General features: G+C 47.9%; 11 protein-coding genes. All 11 read left to right on the forward strand.

All coding sequences use genetic code 11. From position 1 onward, the window contains the following. The 11 genes from E5260_RS03850 (at position 1) to purH (ending at position 11,911) form a co-directional block, all read left to right on the forward strand. On the forward strand, positions 1-1,296 hold the full coding sequence (locus E5260_RS03850) for an NADPH-dependent oxidoreductase (protein WP_003644728.1): 1,296 nt from the start codon (positions 1-3) through the stop codon (positions 1,294-1,296). A gap of 570 nt (positions 1,297-1,866) precedes the next feature. Next, positions 1,867-2,349: a 5-(carboxyamino)imidazole ribonucleotide mutase gene (gene purE / locus E5260_RS03855; protein ID WP_003645861.1), complete on the forward strand. Its 483-nt coding sequence runs from the start codon at positions 1,867-1,869 to the stop codon at positions 2,347-2,349. Further along, the gene (purK, locus tag E5260_RS03860) at positions 2,333-3,463 is read left to right on the forward strand and encodes a 5-(carboxyamino)imidazole ribonucleotide synthase (protein WP_003642586.1); all 1,131 of its coding nucleotides are present in this window, start codon (positions 2,333-2,335) and stop codon (positions 3,461-3,463) included. Before purE ends, purK begins: the two co-directional genes overlap by 17 nt. Before the next feature lie 2 nt (positions 3,464-3,465). Further along, the gene (purC, locus tag E5260_RS03865; RefSeq protein WP_003642587.1) at positions 3,466-4,197 is read left to right on the forward strand and encodes a phosphoribosylaminoimidazolesuccinocarboxamide synthase; all 732 of its coding nucleotides are present in this window, start codon (positions 3,466-3,468) and stop codon (positions 4,195-4,197) included. A gap of 1 nt (position 4,198) precedes the next feature. After that, positions 4,199-4,453, forward strand: coding sequence for a phosphoribosylformylglycinamidine synthase subunit PurS (purS, locus tag E5260_RS03870; RefSeq protein ID WP_003642588.1), 255 nt, complete (start codon positions 4,199-4,201; stop codon positions 4,451-4,453). Then, positions 4,453-5,133, forward strand: coding sequence for a phosphoribosylformylglycinamidine synthase subunit PurQ (purQ, locus tag E5260_RS03875; protein WP_003642589.1), 681 nt, complete (start codon positions 4,453-4,455; stop codon positions 5,131-5,133). The genes purS and purQ overlap by 1 nt, the downstream gene beginning before the upstream one ends. Then, positions 5,126-7,345 (forward strand): phosphoribosylformylglycinamidine synthase subunit PurL, encoded by a 2,220-nt coding sequence (gene purL, locus E5260_RS03880; protein WP_003642590.1) that lies wholly within the window; start codon positions 5,126-5,128, stop codon positions 7,343-7,345. Before purQ ends, purL begins: the two co-directional genes overlap by 8 nt. Next, positions 7,330-8,784, forward strand: a complete 1,455-nt coding sequence (gene purF, locus E5260_RS03885; protein ID WP_003642591.1) for an amidophosphoribosyltransferase — start codon at positions 7,330-7,332, stop codon at positions 8,782-8,784. Before purL ends, purF begins: the two co-directional genes overlap by 16 nt. Further along, entirely contained in the window at positions 8,781-9,806 is a 1,026-nt protein-coding gene (gene purM, locus E5260_RS03890; RefSeq protein ID WP_003642592.1) for a phosphoribosylformylglycinamidine cyclo-ligase, read from the forward strand. Before purF ends, purM begins: the two co-directional genes overlap by 4 nt. Next, positions 9,799-10,377 (forward strand): phosphoribosylglycinamide formyltransferase, encoded by a 579-nt coding sequence (purN, locus tag E5260_RS03895; protein WP_003642593.1) that lies wholly within the window; start codon positions 9,799-9,801, stop codon positions 10,375-10,377. The genes purM and purN overlap by 8 nt, the downstream gene beginning before the upstream one ends. 1 nt (position 10,378) lies before the next feature. Further along, on the forward strand, positions 10,379-11,911 hold the full coding sequence (gene purH, locus E5260_RS03900; protein WP_003644725.1) for a bifunctional phosphoribosylaminoimidazolecarboxamide formyltransferase/IMP cyclohydrolase: 1,533 nt from the start codon (positions 10,379-10,381) through the stop codon (positions 11,909-11,911). Positions 11,912-11,924 lie beyond the last annotated feature (13 nt).

Consider the following 11,924-nt stretch of genomic DNA (forward strand, 5'->3'; position numbering starts at 1 on the left):
ATGAAATTAGTTGGAATTGCGGGTTCAATTGAAGATAAGTCTTATAATCGGTTACTGTTAAAGTTTATTGCTAATCATTTTAGTGACATGGTTGATATTGAAATTTTGGATATTCAAGATGTACCAATGTTTAATCAGAGTGATGATCAAACAGAAGGTGAAGCCGTTCAATATTTGAAACGAAAGATCATGCAGGCGGACGGGGTCATTATTGCGACACCTGAACATAATCATACAATTACTGCTGCACTTAAAAGCGTGATCGAATGGTTGTCGTTTAAAATTCACCCGATGTCAGGGAAACCCGTATTGATCGTTGGCGCTTCTTACTATGATCAAGGTTCGTCGCGGGCACAGTTGAATCTACGCCAGATTTTAGAGTCACCGGGTGTTGATGCTGTGGTCATGCCTGGTAATGAATTTTTGCTCGGCGAAGTTAAGCAGGCTTTCGATGACCAAAACAATCTGAAGGATGCTCGGACTGTCTCGTTCTTACAAGAAACGTTAGGCAAGTTTCTGAAGTTTGTCAAGATGGTCAACGCGATGGATGCGGAAGCACACGCTGATGATTGGAAGAATGAAGACCTTGAGGCTAAGGGCGAAGTTGAAACGACAATCAAGGGCGTCAACATGCATGCGGCTGATTGGGTCGAACAAGCGGCTGCTAAGACCCATGCGGCTGAGGGTGACGACTACGTTAAGCTCGATCGGGGTGTGCTGACCGTCAACCAATTAAATTGGTTCCTCAACTCGATGCCAATGGAATTGACGTATGCCGATGCCAACAACCAATTTTTATACTATAACCATCAAATGGATGGCGACAAGATGTTAGCTTCACGGACACCTGCTCAAGCCGGTAATCCACTAGCTGACTGTCATCCAAAGCGGGCCGTACCTGGTGTTAAGCGAGCGGTACACATGCTACGAACCGGTGAGACTGATCTCTTCAAGTTACCGGTACCTGGTATCCCTAATAAGTATGTGATGCACTATTATCAAGCTTTGCATGACGATAAGGGTGAGTACAAAGGTATCAACGAGTTTGTGCTCGACCTCTTACCAATCGTGAAGTATTACCTGAAGCAGACGGGCCAGATGTTAGCACCTGATCCAGATGCTAAGACGGACGCCGTTTCAGGAGCTTCATCGAAGGCGAAGGAAACGAAGCCTGATGCTGCCCCAGCGGTGGATGATGTCTCCGGCGCTTCAGCCGATACGGAAGCCGCACCAGAAGCACCAACCAAGCCTGAAGCGCCTGATGTCGATAGTGTTTCCGGCGCTTCAGCAAAATAATTAGTACCTTAAAAAAGTCTCGAGGAATCGCTTCCTTGAGACTTTTTTTGCGTTATTTTGGTCACTTCAATCCGATCCTTTAGGAAAGCGTTCGCAAATTAAGTTGTTGATTGTTTTTAAGTTCAGCGGCAGTCAGTTTAGCCCCGCTATAAATAGTCTGAGTTAGCATAAACATGCTTAGTTGCTCGTCCTACGCCGATTCCCAGTCATTGCTGTCAATTGTTGGTGCGCACCGACAAAAGTTAATGGCCCGTTTCAACGGATAGTTGTTGATAATGGTAGCAGTAAGTTTGTTATGGTGAAACTTAGATGATGACGGATTGTTCGGAAATTTCAATATTAATAATATTATCAAGATAGTCGCTTGAAATCAGTTGATAACCTTTTTCAGACACCGAAAACCTGCAAACAGTGAGGTAATTCGTACATGTTGAGGTAGCATTAATCTAATTATCAATTTAATTAACACGAACATTAAAACGTTAATTAATAGATAAAGTTAAGAAATTCGTTGACAGCGTCCCGCCTGATTGCTAAACTAATGGTGAAAACAGGGAAAGAGGGATCATGATGGCGAAAGTTGGTTTGATTATGGGGTCAATTTCTGATTGGCCAACCATGCAATTAGCGGCAGAACAGTTAACGGCACTGGGAGTCTCTTATGAGCGTCACGTTATTTCGGCCCACCGAATGCCCCAGACATTACAATCCTATGGTGAAGAAGCAGCGTCACGGGGAATTCAAGTTATTATTGCGGGTGCGGGGGGCGCTGCCCATTTACCCGGGATGCTAGCTGCCAATACACTACTCCCGGTAATTGGGGTGCCCATTAAGACCCATACGTTGAACGGAGTTGATTCGTTATTGTCAATCGTACAGATGCCAGCTGGCGTACCCGTGGCGACGATGGCGATTGGTGATGCGGGGGCTAAGAATGGTGCGCTAATGGCCGCCCAAATTATCGGTTTACGGGAACCACAAGTACAACATGCAATTGGAGAATTTCGTGCTCGTCAACGTCAGGAGGCTGAACAAAGTGAACGCCAATTTTAAGGAAGCACTCTTACCACCCGCAACGATCGGAATCGTTGGTGGCGGTCAACTCGGTCAGATGATGACGCTTAGCGCGAAGGCGATGGGCTATCGGGTAGGTGTCCTTGACCCGACACCCAAAGCACCGGCAGCCCAGGTCGCAGATTTTCAGATTGTTGCGGCTTATGATGATCAGGCGGCTTTACTTGATCTAGCGCGCCGTAGTGATGTCTTGACCTACGAGTTTGAAAACGTTGATGAGAATGCTTTGATTGCTGCGCAAGCCTATGCAAAGTTACCGCAGGGCACTGCACTCCTGCATATTACTGGAGATCGTCTTAATGAGAAGCAATTTCTTCATGATCATGGCATCCCAGTCACATCTTTCGCACCGGTGACGGATTTACAGTCATTAAATTACGCCCTCAACCGTGTTGGTACGCCGGCAATTCTCAAAACGGCGGCAGGTGGCTACGATGGTCACGGACAAACGGATCTAGACACAGCAGTGGTGACAAAAGCCGCTAGTGTCTTATTGACACAGCCGTGCATTCTAGAGGCGCGGCAGAAATTTCGAACAGAAGTTTCCATGATGGTGACGCGTAGTGCTGCTGGTGTTGTTACGACTTTTCCGTTAGTTGAAAATCAGCATCAACATCATATCTTACACACAACGATTGCCCCAGCTAATGTTCAGCCCAGTGTTCATAGTGCGGCCCGCAAAATTGCGGTTTCGATTGCTGAATCTCTGGAACTACGCGGCGTGCTAGGAATCGAATTCTTTGTTTTACCGGATGATACTTTATTAGTCAATGAACTGGCACCACGCCCACATAATTCTGGTCACTATACGATTGAGGCCTGCAACATCTCGCAGTTTGAGGCCCATATTCGAAGTATCTGTGGCTTACCGATTCCGGCCATTACGCAGACCAGTCCGGCAGTGATGCGTAATCTGCTAGGTGATGACTTAACAGTGGCACGTCAACAGTTGGTTGAACACCCAGAATGGCATTTTCACGACTACGGTAAGGCGGCCATTAAGCCCCAGCGCAAGATGGGTCATGTCACCGTATTAAATCACGATATTGACGCAGCATTAGCGTCGGTGGCAAATTTGAAAGGGGAACAATAATAATGACGGCAGCGATTGAGAAACAAGCTTTGCTTTACACGGGTAAAGCGAAAGCGATGTATGCCACTAATGATCCTGAAATTCTATGGGTCGAATACTTAGATCAAGCAACAGCGCTAAATGGTAAGCGGAAGGTTCCCATTGACCAGAAAGGCCGATTGAATAATCGCATCGCGAGTTTGATTTTCAAAGACTTAGCCAATCACGGCATTGCCAACCATTTTATTGAGCAACCTTCAGACTATGTGCAACTTGTCCGTCGCGTGACCATGATTCCCTTGGAGACAGTTGTTCGGAATGCGGCTTCGGGTAGTTTTGAGCGTAAATTTGCCGTGCCACACTTAACCAAATTTGCAGAACCAGTACTGGAATTTTTCTATAAGAGTGATCAGCTGGATGATCCATTTATCAATGATTCACAAATCCACGCGCTAAATGTTGCAACACCGGCAATCGTGGCGGAAATTAAACGGCAGGCCTTACAGGTTAACCAGCGTTTGACGGCAATTTTTGCGGCGATGGGGGTACAGCTCGTTGATTTTAAAATCGAATTTGGGTTGACGACCACCGGTAAAGTCTTGCTGGCTGATGAAATCTCACCAGATAGTTGTCGGTTAGTCGACCTAAAGACCGGTGCATCGCTTGATAAGGATGTCTTCCGCAAGGATCTAGGCGACTTGACTAGTGTTTATCAGGAAGTATTGACGCGGCTAGCAACCGTTGAGGAGGCCTAACATGTACTTAGTTAAAATCTATGTGACTTATAAGCAATCAATTCTAGACCCCAAGGGTGAGGCGATTCATGATGCCTTACACCGACTTGGATATACGAATGTCGATGCCGTTGAATTAGGTAAGTATTTTGAGGTGAAAATTCACGCGGATGATCGGCCAGTTGCCGCTGAAATCGACGAGATGTGTGATCGCTTGTTAGCCAACGTTAATATGGAAACTTATCGTTACGAAATTACTGAGATGGAGGCTTTGTAATGATGAAATTTGCCGTACCAGTCTTTCCTGGTTCTAATTGTGATCATGACATGGTGAATGCCTTGCGCGATATTTTACACGTTACGGCTGATTTGATTCCGGCGACAGCGACCTCATTAGCAGATTATGACGCGGTGGTGTTACCTGGTGGCTTTTCGTACGGTGATTATTTACGGAGTGGTGCGATTGCCCGCTTTGCGCCCATCATGCCGGCCGTTATTGCATTTGCTAACGCTGGTAAACCAGTCATCGGAATCTGCAATGGCTTTCAAGTCTTGACCGAAGCCGGATTATTACCTGGTGCATTGCAGGCCAATCGCTCAGCGAAGTTTATTTGTCAGGACAGCCCATTACGAATTGCCAATCATGAGACGATTTTTACCACCGCATACGGATCGACAGATCAAATTAGTTTACCGATTGCCCACGGCGAAGGCAATTATTATTGTGATGAGGCCACCTTGGCGCAATTACGTGCTAATCATCAAATCATCTTCGAATACGTCGAGAATCCAAATGGCAGCACGGCTAATATTGCTGGCATTACAAATGAAGCGGGAAATGTGCTTGGGATGATGCCCCATCCGGAACGGGCCGTGGAGATGATCTTAGGTTCCACGGACGGTCTCGGAATTTTTCAATCGGTCATTGCGAGTCAAGAGGAGGTCACCCATGCTTAAAAAGCAACCATTATCACCTACAGATGTTCGCGATTCTAAGGTCTATCGGGATTGGGGCTTAACCGATGCTGAGTATCAATTATTAACGGATAAGGTCCTTCAACGCTTACCTAACGAGACTGAAACCGGGTTGTTTTCCGGCATGTGGAGCGAACATTGCTCCTACAAGAATTCAAAACCAGTCTTGAAAAAATTTTGGACGCAGGGTGAACAGGTACTTGAAGGGCCTGGTGAAGGCGCCGGTATTATCGACATCGGTGATGGTCAGGCCGTGGTCTTTAAAGCTGAAAGTCATAATCATCCGTCTGCAGTTGAACCTTATGAGGGTGCGGCAACGGGTGTGGGTGGTATCATTCGGGACATCTTTTCGATGGGGGCCCGGCCGATTGCGCTGCTGGACAGTCTTCGCTTTGGGGAACCGACTGATGCTCATACGAAATACTTGATTTCGCAAGTAGTCGCCGGCATTGGCGGTTATGGCAACTGTATTGGAATTCCGACAATCGGTGGTGATACGGTATTTGATGCGAGTTATCAGAAGAACCCGTTGGTGAACGCCATGTGTGTTGGAATCTTGGATCAAGCTGATATTCAGAAGGGCCAAGCAACAGGAATTGGCAACGCCGTTATTTATGTCGGCGCAAAAACGGGGCGTGACGGCATTAACGGTGCGTCCTTTGCCTCTGCTGAATTTAATGACGCCAATGAAACCCAGCGTTCCGCGGTTCAAGTTGGTGATCCCTTTATGGAAAAATTATTGATGGAGGCGTGTCTCGAGGTTATTCATGAACATCGTGATGTTTTAATCGGGATTCAAGATATGGGCGCGGCGGGCCTAGTTTCCTCCTCAGCCGAAATGGCGTCCAAAGCAGGCAGTGGGTTGTCACTGAATCTTGACTTGGTACCACAACGTGAAACTGGCATGACGCCGTTTGAACTGATGCTCTCTGAATCACAGGAGCGGATGTTACTATGTGTCAAAGCTGGTGCCGAAGCAGAAATTTATCAAGTCTTTGAAAAGTACGGTCTTGATGCTGTCACAATTGGTAAAGTGACAGCCGGCCACCAGTATCAATTATTCCATCATGGTAAGTTAGTTGCAGATGTTCCCGTCGATGCACTTGCGACCAAAGCGCCGGTCTATGAACGCGAAAAGAAACGACCAACGCGCTTGAACCATCAGAGCCATCATCAATTTATGCCACGACTAGTTGATGCAACTGGCACATTGAAGAAGATGCTCCAACAGCCAACGATTGCTTCCAAAGCGTCGTTATATGGAACGTATGACTCGCAGGTCCAAACGAATACGGTCGTCAAGCCGGGTTCCGATGCGGGGGTCATACGGATTCGACATACGGATAAGGCGTTGGCGGTCACCACCGATGTTAACGGGCGATACTTATACTTAAACCCCCGTGTCGGTGGAGAAATCGCCGTTGCGGAAGCTGCTCGAAACATTGTCGCTTCCGGTGGGCAACCTTTAGGCATCACTGATTGCTTGAACTATGGTAATCCAGAGAAACCTGAACAATTTTACGATTTGGACGAATCGGCGATGGGCATCGCTCGTGCCTGCCAATTATTCAATACGCCCGTGATTTCTGGCAATGTCTCGTTGAACAATGAATCGAACGGGGAAGCCATCTATCCCACCCCAATGATTGGGATGGTCGGGTTAATTAAGCATCAGAAAGATATTACGACTAGCGATTTTAAACACGCTGGCGATGCAGTCTACGTGTTAGGTACCACAGAAGCCAATTTCAATGGTAGTGAGCTGCAAAAGATGTTGACGGGAACAATCAGTGGCGAGCTGTTTGATTTTGACCTTGTGACTGAAAATCGTAATCAGCGTCTATTGTTAACTGCGATTCAAAAAGGACTAGTTGCTAGTGCCCACGACGTTTCTGAAGGTGGCTTGATTACGACGATTGCCGAATCATGTTTTCCACAAAATATCGGGGTGGAACTGGCCAGTGACTTGCCCGCTGCCAACTTCTTTGCGGAAACGCAGTCACGATTTGTTATCTCGGTGACACCAGCACAGCAAGCCGCGTTTGAAAGTTTAATGGAACCATATGTGACCTATTTAGGACGAACAACTGCAACGGATCGGCTACACGTTCAAACTGCTGATCAGGCGTTTGATATTAAGGTTAGTTTCGCCAAACAGTTGTGGGAAGGGGCCTTACCATGCCTACTGAAGTAAGAAGTCTGAATGAAGAATGTGGCGTCTTTGGGGTTTGGGGCTCGCCGGACGCCGCCCAATTAACGTACTTTGGGCTCCATGCGTTACAACACCGGGGGCAAGAAGGAGCCGGTATCACGGCGAATGATCACGGCAAACTGCAGACGGAACGCGGACTAGGGTTGTTGGCTGATGTCTTTCGGGACCCACGGCGGTTGGCACGTTTGACGGGTCAAGCTGCAGTCGGCCATGTACGTTATGCCACGGCTGGTAATCATGGATTGGAAAACATTCAACCCTTGAGTTTTAATTTTAGCGACTCACAGTTTGCACTCGCACATAACGGCAATTTGACGAACGCGGTGACACTGCGGCGACGGTTGGAACAGCATGGTGCCATTTTTCATGCTAGTTCTGATAGTGAGATTTTAATGCATCTGATTCGACGCAGCCCCGCAGCAACGTTAACGGAACAGGTTAAGGATGCTTTACGTCAAGTCCACGGAGGCTTTGCTTACTTACTACTAACGAATGATTGTTTGATTGCCGCTTTGGATCCTAACGGGTTACGACCATTAGTCGTCGGTCAGTTACCCACGGGCGGGTACGTCGTTTGTAGTGAAACTTGCGCGCTTGATACGATTGGTGCGACGTTTGTTCAAGATGTTCAGCCGGGAGAATTGTTAACGATCGATGATCATGGTTTGACGATCGACCATTATACGACTGATACACAGTTGGCGATTTGTTCAATGGAGTTTATCTACTTTGCACGTCCAGATTCTGATATTCACGGCGTCAACGTCCATTCTGCACGTAAACGAATGGGTGCTCAGCTCGCTGTTGAACAGCCCGTGGACGCCGACATTGTTGTCGGGGTACCCAATTCATCTTTATCAGCGGCGACCGGCTATGCGGAAGCGAGTGGCCTGCCTTACGAGATGGGATTAATTAAAAATCAATATTCGTCACGGACCTTTATTCAGCCGACCCAAGCATTGCGAGAACAGGGGGTTCGGATGAAGCTTTCAGCGGTCAAAGGTGTTGTCGCTGGTAAACGAGTCGTCTTAATCGATGATTCGATTGTACGTGGTACCACCAGTCGGCGGATCGTCAAATTATTGAAAGATGCGGGTGCAAAGTCAGTTCATTTACGAATTGCATCGCCACCATTACGCTATCCATGTTTTTACGGTATCGATATTCAATCGACTAATGAATTGATTGCGGCTCAGCAAACGATTCGGGAGATGTGTCAGACGTTTGGTGCGGACTCACTTGGTTTTCTCAGTGAACAGGGCGTCGTTGATGCAGTTGGCTTGTCGACCACCGAACCGTATGGTGGACTATGCATGGCCTATTTTAATGGGGATTATCCAACGGCCCTGTATGATTACCAAGCCGAGTATGATGCGGAAATTGCGCAATTACAAGCCAATCATGAAGGGGTGATCAAGTGAGCGATGCGTATAAGCGGGCTGGCGTTGATATCAACGCTGGTTACGACGTCTTAAAGACGGTCAAACAAATGAGTGGCAATCAGCAATTAGGCGCGTTTGGGGGGGCGTTTCCACTTAGTTCGGATGCAACTGCCAACGATCCCGTGTTAGTAGCGGGGACGGATGGTGTGGGGACTAAGCTCTTAGTCGCAATCGCTGCTGATCAACATACCACGATTGGAATTGACTTGGTCGCAATGTGTGTGAATGATATTTTGGCACAAGGCGCGACCCCCCAGTTCTTTTTAGATTACTTAGGTCTTGGACATACGGATCAGAAGCGGGTCAAAGCCATTTTGACTGGCGTCGTCACGGGCTGTCAGCAGGCCCATACAGCGTTGATTGGTGGCGAGACTGCGGAGATGCCCGATATGTATGGTCAGGACCATTACGACCTCGCTGGTTTTGCGGTCGGAATTGCGAACCGCGCGGACCTGTTATCACCAGCAAATGTTCGGGCTGGGGACGTCTTGATTGGGTTGCCGTCTAATGGCCTCCACTCGAATGGGTTTAGTCTAGTTCGTGATATTTTATTCAAACAACACGACTACCAATTGACCACGGTTTTTGACGAACTTGGTCATGATTTACAAACGGAACTTTTACGACCAACGACCATTTACGTTGATGCAGTTCAACCATTATTACAGCAGAAATTAGTGACGAGTATCGCCCACATTACTGGGGGCGGCTTGATTGAGAACGTCGCCAGAGCGTTACCGGCGGGCTTGAGTGCGCACCTTGAATTGGGTCAATGGCCGGTGCCGCCAATTATGACGTTATTGGCCGAACTCGGTGGGCTGACTGCCACGGATCTTCGGTCGACCTTTAACTTAGGCCTGGGAATGGTTTTGGTCGTTCACCCCGACCAAGTGGCGGCTGTGACGGCTAATTTGACGGCCAACGCGCAGTCCTATTATCGCGTCGGAACAGTCCAAACTGGGACGGCCCCCGTCGTTTTCGAGGAGGCTGAACATGCCTAATAAGATTGCGGTATTTGCTTCGGGGAACGGCACCAACTTTGTTGCACTCCACCAAGCGATTATTGAACGGCAGTTACCGGTGGTGATTGGGTTACTCGTCTGTGATCAACCCACGGCGCCGGTCATTGATAAAGCCCGGGCAGCTAACATACCGATATTGATTGTTGATTTTCATGATTATGCGAATAAAGCGGCCGCGGAAGCCATCATTTTGACGGCCTTGCAAGCGCGACAAATTAAACTGGTCTTATTGGCCGGGTACATGCGTATTATCGGTCCGACCCTCTTGAATGCGTATTCGCATAAAATTATCAACATCCACCCAGCATTGTTACCGAAATTTCCAGGTCGTCACGGTATCGAGGATGCTTTTGACGCTGGTGTGACTGAGACGGGCGTTACCATTCACTATATCGATGCCGGAATCGATACCGGGCAAATTATTGCCCAGCGGGTCGTTCCGGTTGCACCAGACGATACGCTAGCCAGCCTGGCGACCCGGATTCATGATTGTGAACACCAATTTTATCCAGATGTATTACAGACACTCATTAATGAAGGAGCAATTTAAGATGACAAAACGTGCGTTGTTAAGTGTTTCTGATAAACAGGGATTAACTGATTTTGCGAAGGGCCTCGTTGCCCTTGACTATGAATTGATTTCAACAGGTGGGACCAAAAAGGCACTGGAAGCAGCTGATATTCCAGTCATCGGAATCGAAGAAGTGACCGGTTTTCCTGAAATGCTTGACGGTCGGGTCAAAACGCTCCATCCTAAGGTTCACGCCGGACTATTAGCACGACGTGACCTGCCAGCGCACATGGCGCAATTAAAAGAAGCTGGTATTCAACCGATTGACATGGTCGTGGTTAACCTGTACCCATTCAAAGCAACCATTCAACAACCAGACGTCACACAAGCTGAAGCTATTGAACAAATCGATATTGGTGGTCCGTCGATGCTGCGTTCCGCAGCTAAGAACTTTGCCGCGGTACTGCCAATTGTTGATCCTGCTGATTATGAGCAGATTCTGGCTGATTTGCAGACGGACGCGGTCACACCGGCACTCCGTCAACGGTTAGCGGCCAAAGTTTTTCAACATACTGCGGCCTATGATGCCTTGATTGCCCAATATTTAACGACTGAAGAATTTCCAGAAAAGTTGACCCTTACTTATGATAAGAAGCAGGCCCTGCGTTATGGTGAGAACAGCCATCAAAAGGCTGCCTTTTACGAAAATGCCTTACCAGCGCACTTCTCGATTACGGGTGCCAAGCAAATTCATGGGAAAGAGCTTTCTTACAATAACATCAAGGATGCGGATGCCGCCTTGCGGATGGTCTGTGAATATCAGCAGCCGGCCGTAGTTGCAATGAAGCACATGAATCCGTGTGGGGTTGGCTTGGGTACGACGATTGAGGCTGCTTGGGATAAAGCCTATGAAGCCGATTCGATTTCAATCTTTGGGGGAATCATTGCCTTAAATCGCCCAGTCGATCTCGCAACGGCTGAGAAGATGCACGCACTCTTCTTGGAAATTATTATTGCCCCGAGTTTTGATGACGATGCCTTTGCTATTTTGGCCAAGAAGAAGAATCTGCGCTTGATGACGGTTGACTTTGAGCAAACGCACACGGCCGATAAGTTTGAAACGATTTCAGTCGGTGGGGGCTTACTACGTCAGGAGGTCGACGCGGCCTTCGAAACGCCAGCTGATTTTACCGTAGTCACCGCAACCCAACCGACACCTGCGCAGCTAAAAGCACTTGCTTTCGGCCAACAAGTTGTGAAGCACGTTAAGAGCAATGCGGTCGTTGTAACCACCGCAGATCGGACATTGGGAATCGGTTCTGGTCAGATGAATCGAATCGATTCAACTAAGATTGCCATCGGTAAGGCGATGCAACAAGCTGGCTACGAAAATGCTATCCTAGCTTCGGATGCGTTCTTCCCAATGGATGATTGCGTCGAATATGCTGCGCAGCACGGCATTCGTGCAATCGTGCAACCAGGTGGTAGTATTCGTGATAAGGATTCGATTGCCATGGCCGACCGTTATGGTATTGCGATGGTCACCACTGGTGTTCGACACTTCCGGCATTAATGAAAGGATGGGT

This window comes from Lactiplantibacillus plantarum, assembly GCF_014131735.1.
GTDB classification, from domain to species: Bacteria; Bacillota; Bacilli; order Lactobacillales; family Lactobacillaceae; genus Lactiplantibacillus; species Lactiplantibacillus plantarum.

What these genes read in the sequence shown, in the direction of transcription:
- E5260_RS03850 (WP_003644728.1), top strand. Translation starts at nt 1, where the DNA reads ATGAAATTAGTTGGAATTGCGGGTTCAATTGAAGATAAGTCTTATAAT.
- purE (WP_003645861.1), top strand. Translation starts at nt 1,867, where the DNA reads ATGGCGAAAGTTGGTTTGATTATGGGGTCAATTTCTGATTGGCCAACC.
- purC (WP_003642587.1), top strand. Translation starts at nt 3,466, where the DNA reads ATGACGGCAGCGATTGAGAAACAAGCTTTGCTTTACACGGGTAAAGCG.
- purS (WP_003642588.1), top strand. Translation starts at nt 4,199, where the DNA reads ATGTACTTAGTTAAAATCTATGTGACTTATAAGCAATCAATTCTAGAC.
- purQ (WP_003642589.1), top strand. Translation starts at nt 4,453, where the DNA reads ATGATGAAATTTGCCGTACCAGTCTTTCCTGGTTCTAATTGTGATCAT.
- purL (WP_003642590.1), top strand. Translation starts at nt 5,126, where the DNA reads ATGCTTAAAAAGCAACCATTATCACCTACAGATGTTCGCGATTCTAAG.
- purF (WP_003642591.1), top strand. Translation starts at nt 7,330, where the DNA reads ATGCCTACTGAAGTAAGAAGTCTGAATGAAGAATGTGGCGTCTTTGGG.
- purN (WP_003642593.1), top strand. Translation starts at nt 9,799, where the DNA reads ATGCCTAATAAGATTGCGGTATTTGCTTCGGGGAACGGCACCAACTTT.
- purH (WP_003644725.1), top strand. Translation starts at nt 10,379, where the DNA reads ATGACAAAACGTGCGTTGTTAAGTGTTTCTGATAAACAGGGATTAACT.